Annotated in this window: 13 protein-coding genes; 9 read left to right on the top strand and 4 right to left on the bottom strand. The window is 65.8% G+C overall.

What is annotated here, in order from left to right:
* Window positions 1-8: 8 nt before the first annotated feature.
* Together ligA and ACZI8R_RS15135 are read left to right on the top strand one after the other, a co-directional pair.
* On the top strand, window positions 9-2,099 hold the full coding sequence (gene ligA / locus ACZI8R_RS15140; RefSeq protein WP_463380470.1) for an NAD-dependent DNA ligase LigA: 2,091 nt from the start codon (window positions 9-11) through the stop codon (window positions 2,097-2,099).
* A gap of 57 nt (window positions 2,100-2,156) precedes the next feature.
* Complete coding sequence (locus ACZI8R_RS15135; protein WP_463380469.1) at window positions 2,157-2,645, top strand: GNAT family N-acetyltransferase; 489 nt, start codon at window positions 2,157-2,159, stop codon at window positions 2,643-2,645.
* On the opposite strand, the gene ACZI8R_RS15130 is transcribed toward ACZI8R_RS15135, so the two are convergent.
* On the bottom strand, window positions 2,642-3,292 hold the full coding sequence (locus tag ACZI8R_RS15130) for an ACT domain-containing protein (protein ID WP_463380468.1): 651 nt from the start codon (window positions 3,290-3,292) through the stop codon (window positions 2,642-2,644). The genes ACZI8R_RS15135 and ACZI8R_RS15130 overlap by 4 nt on opposite strands.
* A 153-nt stretch (window positions 3,293-3,445) precedes the next feature.
* On the opposite strand from ACZI8R_RS15130, the gene gatC reads away from it, so the two are divergent.
* Entirely contained in the window at window positions 3,446-3,745 is a 300-nt protein-coding gene (gene gatC / locus ACZI8R_RS15125; protein WP_463380467.1) for an Asp-tRNA(Asn)/Glu-tRNA(Gln) amidotransferase subunit GatC, read from the top strand.
* Window positions 3,742-5,223 carry an Asp-tRNA(Asn)/Glu-tRNA(Gln) amidotransferase subunit GatA gene (gene gatA / locus ACZI8R_RS15120; protein WP_463380466.1) on the top strand — a complete coding sequence of 494 codons (1,482 nt, stop codon included), beginning with the start codon at window positions 3,742-3,744 and terminating at the stop codon, window positions 5,221-5,223. The genes gatC and gatA overlap by 4 nt, the downstream gene beginning before the upstream one ends.
* Here the strand turns inward: gatA and ACZI8R_RS15115 are convergent.
* Window positions 5,166-6,557: an alpha/beta-hydrolase family protein gene (locus ACZI8R_RS15115; RefSeq protein WP_463380465.1), complete on the bottom strand. Its 1,392-nt coding sequence runs from the start codon at window positions 6,555-6,557 to the stop codon at window positions 5,166-5,168. The two genes, gatA and ACZI8R_RS15115, sit on opposite strands and share 58 nt — an antisense overlap.
* Complete coding sequence (locus ACZI8R_RS15110; protein WP_463380464.1) at window positions 6,554-7,174, bottom strand: hypothetical protein; 621 nt, start codon at window positions 7,172-7,174, stop codon at window positions 6,554-6,556. Before ACZI8R_RS15110 ends, ACZI8R_RS15115 begins: the two co-directional genes overlap by 4 nt.
* Window positions 7,175-7,348: 174 nt before the next feature.
* Between ACZI8R_RS15110 and ACZI8R_RS15105 the strand changes: the two genes are divergently transcribed.
* From ACZI8R_RS15105 to gatB, 4 genes are read left to right on the top strand one after another with little or no spacing between them, the layout of a single operon-like run.
* Window positions 7,349-8,530, top strand: a complete 1,182-nt coding sequence (locus ACZI8R_RS15105) for a sensor histidine kinase (protein ID WP_463380463.1) — start codon at window positions 7,349-7,351, stop codon at window positions 8,528-8,530.
* A 9-nt stretch (window positions 8,531-8,539) separates the two neighbouring features.
* Window positions 8,540-9,202 (top strand): response regulator, encoded by a 663-nt coding sequence (locus ACZI8R_RS15100; RefSeq protein WP_463380462.1) that lies wholly within the window; start codon window positions 8,540-8,542, stop codon window positions 9,200-9,202.
* A 43-nt stretch (window positions 9,203-9,245) separates the two neighbouring features.
* Window positions 9,246-10,277 (top strand): ATP-dependent 6-phosphofructokinase, encoded by a 1,032-nt coding sequence (locus ACZI8R_RS15095; RefSeq protein ID WP_463380461.1) that lies wholly within the window; start codon window positions 9,246-9,248, stop codon window positions 10,275-10,277.
* A gap of 44 nt (window positions 10,278-10,321) precedes the next feature.
* Complete coding sequence (gatB, locus tag ACZI8R_RS15090; RefSeq protein ID WP_463380460.1) at window positions 10,322-11,833, top strand: Asp-tRNA(Asn)/Glu-tRNA(Gln) amidotransferase subunit GatB; 1,512 nt, start codon at window positions 10,322-10,324, stop codon at window positions 11,831-11,833.
* Window positions 11,834-11,836: 3 nt separating this feature from the next.
* Here gatB and ACZI8R_RS15085 read toward each other — a convergent pair whose 3' ends face one another.
* On the bottom strand, window positions 11,837-12,988 hold the full coding sequence (locus ACZI8R_RS15085) for a PQQ-dependent sugar dehydrogenase (protein WP_463380459.1): 1,152 nt from the start codon (window positions 12,986-12,988) through the stop codon (window positions 11,837-11,839).
* 98 nt (window positions 12,989-13,086) lie between these two features.
* Between ACZI8R_RS15085 and ACZI8R_RS15080 the strand changes: the two genes are divergently transcribed.
* Window positions 13,087-13,872 carry a DoxX family protein gene (locus tag ACZI8R_RS15080; RefSeq protein ID WP_463380640.1) on the top strand — a complete coding sequence of 262 codons (786 nt, stop codon included), beginning with the start codon at window positions 13,087-13,089 and terminating at the stop codon, window positions 13,870-13,872.
* Window positions 13,873-14,037: the final 165 nt, after the last annotated feature.

The following is a 14,037-nucleotide window of genomic DNA, read 5'->3' as shown; positions in this document are numbered from 1 at the left end:
CTTTGTGTGTGAGTGAATCGACCGATGCCCCCGCCGCCGCGCCCAGTGAGGTTCGGGAACGATGGAACGAGCTGGCAGAGGATGTCCGTCAGCACCAGTTCCGCTATTACGTGCGTGACTCTCCGGTCATCTCGGACGGCGAATTCGACACCCTGCTCGGTGAGCTGAACTCCCTGGAAGAGCAGTATCCCGATCTGCGCACGCCCGATTCGCCGACGCAGTTGGTGGGCGGCGGCTTCGCCACCGATTTCACCTCGGTGGATCACCTCGAGAGGATGCTCAGCCTCGACAACGTGTTCGACGCAGACGAACTGCGCGCGTGGATCGCACGAGTCGAACAGGAGACGGGGCCGAAGCTGCACTATCTGTGCGAGGTGAAGATCGACGGTGTCGCACTCAACCTCGTGTACGAGAACGGCACTCTCGTCCGGGGTGCGACTCGAGGTGACGGGCGCACCGGCGAGGACGTCACGCTGAACGCCCGAACGATCGACGAGATACCTCAGAAGCTCACGGGTACCGACGAATATCCCGTGCCGTCTGTGCTCGAGGTGCGTGGAGAGGTGTTCTTCCGGTTGGAGGACTTCGCCGCCCTCAACGCCTCGCTCGTGGAGGAGGGTAAGGCGCCGTTCGCGAACCCGCGCAACTCGGCGGCCGGATCACTGCGGCAGAAGAATCCGGCGGTCACCGCACGCCGGCGACTCGGGATGATCTGCCACGGACTGGGGCGAATCGAGGGATTCCAACCCGCATCGCAGTACGACGCGTACACCGCGCTGGCGGCGTGGGGGCTGCCGGTCTCGTCGCACACCTCTCGGGTCGTGGGCGCCGACGCCGTGGTCGAGAAGATGCAGTACTGGGGTGAGCATCGCCACGACGTGGAGCACGAGATCGACGGGCTCGTCGTCAAGGTCGACGAAATGTCGCTGCACCGGCGCCTGGGTTCCACTTCGCGTGCGCCGCGCTGGGCCATCGCATTCAAGTACCCGCCGGAAGAGGCGACCACCAAGCTGCTCGACATCCGCGTCAGTGTGGGCCGGACCGGTCGGGTAACCCCGTTCGCGTACATGGAACCGGTCACGGTTGCCGGTTCCACCGTGTCGTTGGCGACTCTGCACAACGGTTCCGAGGTGCAGCGCAAGGGGGTTCTGATCGGCGACACCGTGGTTCTCCGGAAGGCGGGAGACGTGATCCCCGAGGTGCTCGGGCCGGTAGTGGACGTCCGCACCGGGGACGAGTACGCCTTCGAGATGCCTACCCACTGCCCGGAATGCGGCACTCTGCTCGCGCCGGCGAAGGAGGGGGACGCCGACATTCGGTGCCCCAATCAGCAGCATTGCCCGGCGCAGTTGCGTGAGCGGGTGTTCCACGTTGCCGGTCGTGGCGCGTTCGACATCGAGGTGCTCGGTTACGAAGCTGCCACCGCGCTGCTCGAGTCGAACGTGATCGGTGACGAGGGCGATCTGTTCTCGCTCACCGAGGAATCCCTGCTCGAGACGTCCATCTTCCGCACCAAGGCCGGCGCTCTGTCCGCCAACGGGCGGCGCCTCATCGCGAATCTCGATTCCGCGAAGGACAAGCCGTTGTGGCGCGTGTTGGTGGCGTTGTCGATCCGGCACGTCGGTCCGACTGCTGCTCGTGCCCTGGCCGGTGAGTTCGGCTCCCTCGAACGCATCCGAACCGCTTCGCTCGAAGAGCTGGCGGCAGTCGACGGTGTGGGAGGCACGATCGCCACTGCAGTTGTCGAATGGTTCGGAGTCGAGTGGCACCGGCAGATCGTCGACAAATGGGCTGCCGCCGGTGTGCGGATGGAAGACGAGCGAGACGAATCGATTCCACGCAACCTCGAGGGGCTTTCGATCGTGGTCACCGGATCCCTCGAGACGTTCTCGAGGGATCAGGCGAAGGAAGCGATTCTCGTTCGCGGTGGAAAAGCCGCCGGCTCGGTGTCGAAGAAGACGGCATTCGTGGTCGTGGGTGAAGCGCCCGGATCGAAACACGACAAAGCCGTCGAACTGGGCGTTCCGGTATTGGACGAGGAAGGCTTCCGCACACTTCTGACCGAAGGGCCGGACGCGGCAACCGAACAGGCAGTGTGATTGTTCCCTCACGCGAACATTTTGTGAGCTGTGAGTTCTTGCTGTCATCATTCGTGAATGATCGAGATACGCGAGGTCACGCCTGACGAGTACGAGGCGGTCGCCGACCTCACCCTGATCGCCTACGTCGGTGGCGGGCACGTCGATGCGCACGGGCCCTATACGACGACCATCAAGGACACCGCTGGTCGAGCCGAGGATGCCACGGTTCTGGTCGCGGTGAAGGACGGCACGCTTCTCGGGTCCGTCACCATCGCGGAACCGGGGTCGCCGTACGCGGACGTGGCGGGGCCGCGTGAACTGGAATTCAGGCTGCTCGCAGTCTCCACCGATGCCCGTAAGCAGGGTGTCGGCTCCGCTCTCGTCAGGCACGTCGTGGACGTCGCCTACGAACGTGGGGATCAGGCTGTCGTCATATCCACTCAGCCGGACATGGAAGAGGCGCGGCGCATCTACGACCGGAACGGCTTCGTGGCCGATCCCGAGCGGAACTGGGAACCGGTTCCCGGCCTGGAACTCACGGTGCTGGTCCGAGAACTCGTCTAACTCAGAACTGTTGCAATGATTCCGGCCAGATAGCCGAGACGCGCGATTTCCGAGGGCCGAAACTCCGGGCCGCCCGGCCGTCCGAGCATCAGTACCGGGCCGGAGTCGCCCAGCGGCGCTGCCGCCAGTGTGGTGTTCATCTCCCGCCACACCGGTGGCACCCACGAGTCGTCCCCATCGAGTGCAGCGGCCTTGTCGAGTGGCATCCAGGGCAGTTCGGCGGCGTGGGTCTCCGGGGCTCCGGAACTTCCCACGACCCGATGGGCGCCGTGGGGCCCCATCGCGACAACGGTGGCCCACCCGACCCGCAAGACCCTCGGTGCGCCGTCCACGAGTACTTGGAGTCGATCGTCGGGCGCGGTGGCCACCTGGTCGATGAGTTCGAGCTCGCGATGAGTATCGAGAATGCCCGCATAGGGGCGAATGGAGTCGACCCGTACTTCCGGGAGCCGCTCCGCGGCGGTGATGAGTGTGTCGGGAAGTGCGCCCGGCTCGACGTCGACGACGAGGTCGTCGACGGCGTAATCGGCCTCTCGCTCCACGACGTCGAGCGAGAGAATGTCGGCGCCCACCGAACCGAGCGCCACGGCGAGTGCGCCGAGGCTACCGGGGCGGTCGGGGAGCCGGACACGGAGGAGATACGACACGTGCGTCCCTTTCACCATGAGATGTTGCAGATCATCCTTGCACTTTCGTCGCCGACTATCGCTTCGACGTAGGACCGGCTGGCTGCACAGCCCGTCGCAGCACGCTCTAGGCTGGGACGGAACACCCTCGCCCGATCCGAAAGGGGTACCGCGGTGCCTGCCATCTCTCGTGACGAGGTCGCGCACCTCGCGCGGCTGTCCAGACTTGCGCTGTCCGAATCCGAGCTCGACGAGTTCTCGGGTCAGTTGGATTCGATTCTCAGCCACGTCAAAGCGGTCACGGAGGTCGGTGCCGACGACGTACCGCCGATGGCCAACCCCAATGCGGTTACCAACGTGACGCGTCCCGATCGAATCGTCCCGGGTCTCACTCCGGAGCAGGCGTTGTCGGGTGCACCCGCAGTCGAACAAGGCCGCTTCGCGGTTCCGCAGATTCTTGGAGAGGGCGAATGAGCGCCGATCTGACCGGTCTCGATGCTTCCGCACTCGCGGAGAAGATTCACAGTCGTGAGGTGTCCTCGGTCGAGGTGACCCGCGCGCACCTCGACCGGATCGAAGCAGTCGACGGCGAACTGAACGCCTTCCTGCATGTGGCCGGCGAACAGGCATTGGTGTCCGCCAAGGCAGTGGACGAGTCGATCGGTGCCGGCGAAGCGCCGTCGTCGCCGCTCGCCGGCGTTCCCCTGGCGTTGAAGGACATCTTCACCACGACCGACATGCCGACGACGTGTGCGTCGAAGATGCTCGACGGTTGGGTTGCGCCCTACGACGCGACGTTGACGACCAAGTTGCGCGAGGCGGGTATCCCGATTCTCGGCAAGACCAACATGGACGAGTTCGCGATGGGTTCGTCCACCGAGAACTCGGCGTACGGCCCGACCCACAACCCGTGGGACAAGGAGCGGATCCCCGGTGGATCGGGCGGTGGCAGCGCCGCAGCACTGGCGTCTCGGCAGGCCCCGCTCGCGATCGGTACCGACACGGGTGGATCCATTCGGCAGCCGGCCGCCGTCACCGCAACGGTGGGCACCAAGCCCACGTACGGCACGGTGTCGCGCTTCGGTCTCGTTGCGTGCGCTTCCTCGCTCGATCAGGGCGGCCCGTGTGGACGTACGGTTCTCGACACCGCGCTTTTGCACGAGGTGATCGCCGGTCACGATCCGCGTGACTCGACATCCATCGACGCACCCGTTCGGCCTGTCGTGGCCGCGGCGCGCGAAGGCGCGAAGGGTGATCTCACCGGCGTCAAAGTCGGTGTGGTCAAAGAACTTCACTCCGACAGCTACCAGCCTGGCGTCCTGTCCTCGTTCGACGCCGCCGTTGCGCAGCTGACGGAACTCGGTGCCGAGGTCGTCGAGGTGTCGTGCCCCAACTTCGAGTACGCGCTCGCCGCGTACTACTTGATCCTGCCGAGCGAGGTGTCGTCCAACCTCGCACGCTTCGATGCCATGCGTTACGGACTGCGGGTCGACGAGGGCGACATGAGCGCCGATCAGGTGATGGCCGCGACGCGCGCCGCCGGGTTCGGTCCGGAGGTCAAGCGCCGCATCATGATCGGCACCTTTGCGCTGTCGTCCGGCTACTACGACGCCTACTACGGTCAGGCGCTCAAGGTGCGCACGCTCATCTCGCGTGACTTCGACAAGGCCTACGAGAAGGTCGACGTCCTGGTGTCGCCGACGAGTCCGTTCACCCCGTGGAAGCTGGGGGAGAAGGTGGACGACCCGCTCGCGATGTACCTGTCGGACCTGTGCACCCTGCCCACCAACCTCGCCGGCCACTGCGCGATGTCGGTGCCGTCGGGGTTGTCCGAGGACGACGGTCTTCCGGTCGGTCTGCAGATCATGGCTCCCGCACTGGCCGACGAGCGCCTCTACCGAGTCGGCGCGGCATACGAGGCGGCCCGCGGCCCCATCGCGTTGCCCGCCTGATCTCCGCACTCCGGTAGGGCGGTGCCCTGCTCGGTTCCGTATCGGTGTCCGTGGCCGGGCGGGACCGAGAGTGCCGTGAGTAGGTCGACGCTCGTTTGCACGAAACTGATTCCCGGTAGCCAGGTGGGCATCGGTGCATCTCGTTCGGCGAGGTCGAGATTCGGCTTGTTGGTGATCAGATTCGGTGACCACCACACGACCGGGTCCGAGGTGTTCGCGAGAACAGTTGCGCCGTCGGTGTTCACGGAGCCTGCCGGCGGCCCCGCCCACAGCGCGCCGCACACCGTCCTGGAATCACGCAGGGCAGCACTTCCGCCGACGGAGCCGAGACTCTGCCCGTAGACGTAGATGTCGGGCCGTTGCGCGGCGGGCATCGCGGACACGTGATCTTCGACGGCGGTGAGGAGTGCACCGGCACTGTCGTTCGCGGCGTCGCGTCCGAACAGGAAGGTCACCCAACTCGGCGCGAACGAGTACTGCATACCGACGATCGCCACATCTCCCTGAAATCGTTCCTCGATCCCGTCGGCCGCGTGCGAGTCGATCCAGCCCGACCCGGTGGGGACGGCGACCACCACGGTGGATCGTTCGAATCCCCTTGCTCGGTCGAGTTCGGTGACGGCCAGTGCGGCACGGGTGTCGGTATCGGTGGCCGAGTTCAGTCCGACATAAGTGCGGATACCGGGCGCGTTCTCGCCCCCGGCGACGAACCTTCTGCCTTCGCGTCCCAAGGTTTCCCAGCCGATGGCGGATTCGGGGCTCCCGGCAAGTGTTCCCGACATCGGACGATCCACCGAGACGTCGATCGTTGCGTTGGATTCGCTGTACGAATTCGACAGCGCGTTCCACGCTGCTGGACCGACCACCACCTGTACGCCCACCACGGCGATCACGGCCGCCGTGACGGTGCCGAGGCGTCCTACTCGGCGGGCCAGATGCCCGAGGCCGGTGCCCGTTCCGACGAGAACGGCGAAGGTGAGGATCGCCGCCGCCAGAACTGTTGCCCAATGTGCCGGTCCGACGACCGCCATACCCATTGCTCTTCGCAGGCCGTCCTGCCAATGGTCGGCGTAGATCACCGACCAACTCACGGCGATCGCTCCGACGAGTAGCGACAGCACCTGAACGGACTCCCTCGGCATTCGAGTGGTGTCGCCCCGAACGAGTCGCGCGACACGATGCACCAGTGCGGCGATCGCGAACGCCAGCGCGGCAAGGAGTCCCGTCACGATTCCCTGCATGATCGGTGGACGTGGAAGCAGCGAAGGTGCGAGTGAGACGAGGATTCCGACCGTGATGATCAACGAATGACGGGTCTGGGGTAGGTATTTCATGCGAGGGCTCCTCTGCTGCGCCGGACAGCGGCAGCGGCTCCTGCGATCAGGACGATGCCGAAAGCGCAGAGTGCGTAGGGGAGTAGCGATTCCTTCGTCGGAGTCACGAACCCCTGCCGCCACGAATTTCCGGTGACCGCCACGGCGGCGACGTCGGCCATGACGTGGCACGACGTTCGGTCGAGGCCCGAGTCGCGCGAATCGCATGCACCGTGCATGTCGGTGGCGAGCTGTGCGTCGAGATCCTTTCGTGCCCAAGTACCCAACTCCTCGCCGTTGGCCGTGGCGTAACGCAAGAGGTCGTAGCCGAGGTCGTGGGCCTTGCAGGCGTCGTCGAACTCGGCGGGAAGTGGCACGGGAGAGGAGCAATCGCCGGCGGGATTCACGAGACGGCCGTCGAGGACGGCGGGGCGATAGCCCATCACGGTGTCGAAGTCGGCGGGCACATTCGCTGGGCCGGCTGCATAGGAGGTCGAGCTCAGCGAGTGCACCGTGTGAGCGGCTGCGACATTCTCGCGCGCCGGTGTGGTGGCGTCCGCCATTCCGGTCGCCGTGACCGTGGCAGTCGCTGCCAGCACTACTGCGAGTACTGCTGTTCTTCTCCCCGTGTTTCCCATGAGATCGACGCTATGAAGCCGCTGTACGCAGGGACATCACTCGTGAGAGCGGTTGTGGTGTCGTCCGGTGGGTGAGTTGCCACCTCGTACCGATACCCAGGGGTGGGGGGAACATCCCTCCTGGGTATGAGGACTTACGGCCTCGTTGTTCGTAATGTCGACAGTGTGAAAACGATGGTGCCACTGTCCTCCGCGAGCCGACGATCGATACGGTCGACGGGCCGCCGGCTGTCCTGGGGTCAGTGGTTGAACGTCGTGATCGTTCTGGTCACGGCGATTCTGTATGCCGTCGCGTGGCCCACATTGCAGCTGACCCACCAGGTAGCGCCGCCGATTCAACCGATAGTGGCCGCGCTGGCCGCTTTCCCATTCGTCCTCATCCGATTCAACCCCGCGCTGGGCTGGGCGGTGTCTGCCGTATCGGCACTGGTGATTCCACGAGTGTTCGACCTTCAAGAGGGGTACGACTACCCGTGGCAGGTCGTGCACATTCTGGTGATCCTGGCGTTGCTGGCGACGGTGAGTATGCGTGCGGCGCTGCCCGTCGTGGGAGTCGCCTGGATCGCCACGGTGCTGTTGTTCCTTGCCGACACCCCCGGTACCAACGGCCGCGGTTGGGCGGTCGGGCTGACCGCGATCGTCACCTTCGGCCTACTCGTTCGGTGGCTCGTGCTCTCGCGTCGACAGTTGGCGCAACAGGAAGAGCTGAGCGAGCTCGAGCGCACCCGCCGGACGATTCTCGAGGAGAAGGCCCACATCGCCCGAGACCTCCACGACATCGTCGCGCACCACATGTCGATGGTGGTCGTACAGGCGCAGAGCGCTCCGTACCGGCTCGACGATGTGTCTCCGGAGGTGAAGGCGGAGTTCGATTCGATCGGCGCGGCGGCCCGGTCGGCGCTGAACGAGACTCGCGGATTGCTGAATGTGTTGCGCAGCGACGGCCAGCTGGCCGAGGATGCGCCGCAGCCGGGGGGCGCGGAGATCGAGAACTTGCTGATGGGGAGCCGCCGCGCCGGAATCCCGGTGTCGTGGAACGTGGTCGGCGATCTCGGTTCGTTGTCGCCGGCCTCGGGTCTCGTGGCGTATCGGGTGCTCCAGGAATCACTTGCGAACGCGGCACGACATGCCCCAGGGGCCGCGGTTCAGGTGCAGATCAGCTGCCGCGAACACGATGCCGTCGTGAGCGTGTCGAGCGGACCGGCTACGTCACCGGTCAGGTCGGAGTCGGGTGGCGGCAACGGGCTGATCGGTATGCGCGAACGTGCCCGTGCCGTCGGGGGATCGGTCACGACGGGCGCGCGCGCCGACGGTGGATTCGAAGTCCACGCACAGATCCCGCGTGGATCCGCCTAGGCTGGCCGGGTGGCAATCACCGTATTCATAGCCGACGATCAGGCGATGGTCCGCCAGGGCTTCGGCGCTCTCCTCGGAGCGCAGCCGGACATCAGTGTGATCGGCGACGCCTCCGACGGCCGTGCCGCGGTGTCCGAGGTCAAGCGCCTACGGCCCGACGTGGTGCTGATGGACGTGCGTATGCCGGAGATGAACGGGCTCGATGCGGCTCGCAGCATCCTCACTGCGGGTCTCGAACCGCAGGTTCGCGTGCTGATGCTCACGACCTTCGACATCGACGACTACGTGTACGAGGCGCTCACGCTGGGCGCCAGCGGTTTCATGCTCAAAGACGCCCCCGCGGAGGAGCTGGTTCGCGCCGTTCGAGTCGTGGCGGACGGGGAAGCGCTGCTCGCTCCCACCGTCACTCGCAGACTCATCGCAGACGTGACGAGTCGTCGGTCGAACGGCAAGCGCAAGCCCGCCGCTCTGGGATCGCTGACCCCGCGTGAGCGAGAGGTTCTGGAGCTGATCGCACGTGGCCTGTCGAACACGGAGATCGCACAGCAGCTGTTCGTGGCCGAACAAACCGTGAAGACGCACGTGGGCAAGGTGTTGGCGAAGTTGAACCTGCGTGATCGCGCGCAGGCGGTGGTCCTTGCCTACGAGAGCGGCCTGGTGACCCCCGGCTGACGTTCGGGATGCCTGAGCTCATGATGAGCGGCAAGATGGAGCCATGCGGATCGGAATTCTGACGGGCGGCGGCGACTGCCCAGGTTTGAACGCTGTGATCAGGGCTGTCGTGCGCACCGCCGATGCGCGATACGGCAGTACCGTCGTCGGTTTCCAGGACGGGTGGCGGGGCCTGCTCGAGGACCGCAAGTCGAAGTTGGCCAACGACGACGGAATCGACCGCATCCTCACCCGCGGCGGAACCATCCTCGGGACCGCACGGGTCAACCCGGACATACTGCGAGCCGGCCTGGATCGGGTGAAGCAGACGCTCGACGACAACGGAATCGACGTTCTCATCCCGATCGGCGGCGAGGGAACCCTGACCGCTGCGAGCTGGTTGTCCGACAGTGGTGTGCCCGTCATCGGCGTCCCGAAGACGATCGACAACGACATCGACTGCACCGACGTGACGTTCGGGTTCGACACCGCGCTGAGCGTGGCCACCGAGGCGATCGATCGTTTGCACACCACAGCGGAATCGCACCAACGGGTGATGCTCGTGGAAGTGATGGGCAGGCACGCGGGGTGGATCGCACTCCACGCCGGCCTTGCCAGCGGCGCACACCTGACTCTGGTCCCCGAGGTGCCGTTCGACGTGGCCGAGGTGTGCTCGATGGTGAAGAAGCGGTTCCAACGCGGTGACAGCCATTTCATCTGCGTCGTGGCGGAAGGCGCTGCACCGAAACCGGATTCGATGAGTCTGCGGGAAGGCGGCATCGACGAGTTCGGGCACAAGCGCTTCACCGGTGTGGCCCAGCAACTCGGTGACGAGATCGAACGGCGCATCGGCAAGGAGGTGCGCACGACGGTGCTCGGACACGTCCAGCGCGGTGGCACGCCCACCCCTTACGACCGCGTGCTGGCCACCCGTTTCGGCGTGCACGCCACCGACGCGGCGCACCGAGGCGACTTCGGCCGGATGGTGGCGCTGCACGGCACGACGATCGACCTCGTACCGCTCGCGGACGCGACGCGTCGCCTCAAGACCGTCCCGGCGGACAGATACGACGAAGCCGCAGCGTTCTTCGGCTGACCTCGGCTCCCGAGGTCGGGCCGTCACCGCATAAACTCGGGGGCATGACTGCTCTCGACGCGCCGGACATCCTCGACTACGACGAAGTGCTCGCCACGTACGAGCCGGTACTCGGTATGGAGGTACACGTCGAGCTGGGCACGAACACCAAGATGTTCTGCCCCTGCCCGACGGTGTTCGGCGGCGAACCCAACACTCAGGTGTGCCCGGTGTGTCTCGGAATGCCCGGAGCGTTGCCGGTGGTGAACGAGGCGGCCGTCGAGTCCGCCATCCGTATCGGGTTGGCCTTGAACTGCTCGGTCACTCCGTGGGGCCGCTTCGCCCGGAAGAACTACTTCTACCCGGACCAGCCGAAGAACTACCAGATCAGTCAGTACGACGAGCCCATCGTCCACGACGGCTACCTCGACGTGGTGCTCGACGACGGAAGCACCTTCCGCGTCGAGATCGAGCGCGCACACATGGAAGAAGACACGGGAAAGTCGCTGCACATCGGCGGCGCGACCGGACGTATCCACGGCGCAAGCCACTCGCTTCTCGACTACAACAGGGCCGGCGTGCCGTTGGTCGAGATCGTCACCAAGCCGATCGAGGGTGCCGGTGAGCGTGCGCCCGAGGTGGCGCGTGCCTACGTGTCGGCGCTGCGCGATCTTCTGAAGGCACTCGACGTCTCGGACGTCCGAATGGACCAGGGTTCGCTGCGCTGTGACGCCAATGTCTCGCTGATGCCGATCGGCGCAAAGGAGTTCGGCACTCGAACGGAGACGAAGAACGTCAACTCGCTCAAGAGCGTAGAGGTGGCAGTCCGTTTCGAGATGCGCCGTCAGGCCGCGGTGTTGAAGTCGGGCGGCGAGGTGACCTTGGAGACTCGGCACTTCCAGGAAGGTGATGGAACGACGTCCTCGGGGCGCCCGAAGGAATCGGCCGAGGACTACCGCTATTTCCCGGAACCCGACCTCGAGCCCGTCGCTCCGAGCGAGGAACTGGTCGAGCGCCTTCGTGGCACCATTCCCGAGTTGCCGTGGCTGCGCCGCGCCCGCATCCAGGCGGACTGGGGTGTTTCCGACGAGGTGATGCGCGACCTGGTCAATGCGGGCGCTCTCGACCTGGTCATCGCTACTGCCGATGCCGGCGCGTCACCGGAGGCAGCCCGTTCGTGGTGGGTCTCGTACCTGTCCCAGGCAGCCAACACTCGCGGTGTCGAGCTCGAGGAGCTGCCGATCACGCCGGCTCAGGTCGCGCAGGTGGTCGCTCTGATCGACAGCGGCAAGCTGAACAACAAAGTGGCCCGTCAGGTGGTCGACCACGTTCTCGCTGGCGAGGGCGATCCGGAGCAGGTCGTTGCGGATCATCCGGAGCTGGTCGTGGAGCGCGACGACAGCAAGCTTCAGGCCGCTGTCGACGAGGCACTGGCGGCCAACCCCGACATCGCGGACAAGATTCGTAGCGGCAAGGTCGCGGCCGCCGGCAAGATCGTCGGCGACGTCATGAAGGCCACCCGCGGGCAGGCAGACCCGGCACGAGTCAAAGAACTCGTGCTCGCGGCCTGCGCCTGACCGTCAGTCGAATCCGCCGCCGCCGGAGGGCAGTGGCATTTTCACGACGCGATCGTCGTTGGGTCCGGGTTCGCCGCCGTCCTTGTTGACGGTGCCGACCCAGATCTGGCCGTCGTCGCCGAGGGCTGCGCCGTTCAGGCGTCCGTAGCGATCCTTGGCGACGACGGACGGTGCAGCGGTCACTGCTCCGCTCGGGTCGGCGGCGAGTGCCGAGAGCGCCTTGCCCTCGTCGAGTGACACGGCGACGACACCCTCTGCTGCGACGCAACCGCCGACGCCTGGGTGCTCGGGCCAGGTCCATACCGGTGACGTCACCGAACCGTCTGCGCCAATCCGCTGCAGTCGGTCTTCGAGCGCGGTCCGGTCGGTCACCCAGGTCGCGATACCGGGCTCCACGCACACTCCACCTGCGGTTCCGATGCCCGACAACACGACCTGAGGTGGAGGTTGTGCGCCTGCCGGTGCGGGCGACAGTGCGGTGACCTTCAAGAGTTTGCCGGCCAGGGACGCCGGATCGGTGGCTGCTGCGGGATCTCCCGCATCGCCGGTGAGGACCATCAGGTCGGTGGGGCCGGCGAACTCGAGCGAACCGCTGTTGCCGCTGGCGCCGCGCGGGATACCGCTCAGAATTTCCTTGGCAGAGTCACCGGGCGCGATCCGGACCACCCGGTTGTCGCTGCCGGAGGTGGCGTAGGCGTAGATCAGATTGTCCTCGGCGAACGTGGGCGACAACGCGATGTCGAGGAGGCCGCCGTCGGAGCTGCCATCCACGTCGACATGTGCGATCTCGCGTGGCTTCTGGCCCTGCGCCACCTCGAGAATGCGGCCGGTGCGCCGCTCGGCGACGATCGCCGTGGTTCCACCGGGCAGCGTGATGATTCCGCCCGTCGAATCGAGGCAGGTGGCGATCACGGCGGGGTCCGGGTCCTCGCACGGACCGAGAGGGCCGCGTGGTGCCTCGGGGGATGTCGTTTCCGGCGCCTCGCTTTCGGGGCGGACGTCGACGGGAGCTTCGGACGGTTCGGGGGTGAACGGCGACGATGCCGACTCGTCGAAACGGGCACACCCGCTCGCGAACGCGATGGTGACTCCGAATACCGCCAGGCCGACCATCGATTTGTTGCGCACCGTCGCGCGCCACCCACCCAGACTCATGGGTCAGACGTTACGGAAGACTGCGGCCCTGCCGCCACGCCGGTTCGGCTTACCGCCTGCAGCGCCGGTCCAGACTTACCCTGGTCCACGTGACCGACATGCCGAAAGACCCCAGCAAGTCGTCCCGATCGGATGGGCTGCCCCACTCCGACGACGAACTCGACTTCGGCGACACCGCAGGCGGTGGACTGCCGACCGAGCAGATTCCGGCGTACTCGGGGATGTCCGAGCGCTCGGAACAGTACGTGCCAGAACAGCCCACCGAGATCATGTCTGCGCCGGCACCCGCCTCGTCTGCGTCGGACTCCGATTTCGCGGCGAGCCCGGTTTCGAGTCGATCGGACGACGACGATTCCGATCGAAAGTCCGGCCGAGGCACCCTCGACCTCGGACTGCTGTGCCTTCGTGTCGCAGTGGGCGCGATCGCGCTGGTCCACGGCCTTCAGAAGCTCGTCGGTCTGTGGAACGGCCCGGGGCTCGACGGCTTCGAGAACACGTTGGCGGAAGCCGGCTTCGACCACGCGAAACCTCTTGCCATTCTCGGTGCAGTGGGCGAGGTCGCCGGTGGTGCACTGTTGATCCTCGGACTGCTGACACCGTTCGCGGCCGCATCCGTCCTGGCGGTGATGATCAACGCGTGGGCCTTCCGGCAGATTACCGAGCCGGGCCTCGAGTTCTTCGCCCCGTCCGGCACCGAATACGAAACGCTCCTCGGCGTGTGTGCCGGAGTGATCATCCTGACCGGCCCAGGCCGTATCTCGTTCGACGGGAGACGAGGTTGGGCCACCCGGCCGTTCGTCGGTTCGTTCGTCGTATTGCTACTGGGCATCGCTGCGGGCGTGTGCGTCTGGATCTTCCTCAACGGCGCCAACCCCCTGATCTGACCCACTCCCTTCCCTGACCAATGTCACACCGGTTCAGCTCAGGCGGGGTCAACCGGTCGATGCACCACGGCTCCTGATCAGGTGTGGGTGATGTGCGATGACGGGATGTGCGTCGAAGCTGGACGAGGCGCGCGATAGTTTCTTCGCCATGGTCGATTCCGGTGT

This window comes from Rhodococcus huquni, assembly GCF_055231055.1.
The sequence above is the reverse complement of the archived record's forward strand: the minus strand, read 5'-3'. Positions and strand labels throughout refer to the sequence as shown.

Coding starts and splice junctions, on each gene's coding strand:
- ACZI8R_RS15135 (WP_463380469.1), top strand. CDS start 2,157: ATGATCGAGATACGCGAGGTCACGCCTGACGAGTACGAGGCGGTCGCC.
- ACZI8R_RS15110 (WP_463380464.1), bottom strand. CDS start 7,174: ATGGGAAACACGGGGAGAAGAACAGCAGTACTCGCAGTAGTGCTGGCA.
- gatA (WP_463380466.1), top strand. CDS start 3,742: ATGAGCGCCGATCTGACCGGTCTCGATGCTTCCGCACTCGCGGAGAAG.
- ACZI8R_RS15080 (WP_463380640.1), top strand. CDS start 13,087: ATGCCGAAAGACCCCAGCAAGTCGTCCCGATCGGATGGGCTGCCCCAC.
- ACZI8R_RS15115 (WP_463380465.1), bottom strand. CDS start 6,557: ATGAAATACCTACCCCAGACCCGTCATTCGTTGATCATCACGGTCGGA.
- gatB (WP_463380460.1), top strand. CDS start 10,322: ATGACTGCTCTCGACGCGCCGGACATCCTCGACTACGACGAAGTGCTC.
- ACZI8R_RS15085 (WP_463380459.1), bottom strand. CDS start 12,988: ATGAGTCTGGGTGGGTGGCGCGCGACGGTGCGCAACAAATCGATGGTC.
- ACZI8R_RS15105 (WP_463380463.1), top strand. CDS start 7,349: ATGGTGCCACTGTCCTCCGCGAGCCGACGATCGATACGGTCGACGGGC.
- ACZI8R_RS15095 (WP_463380461.1), top strand. CDS start 9,246: ATGCGGATCGGAATTCTGACGGGCGGCGGCGACTGCCCAGGTTTGAAC.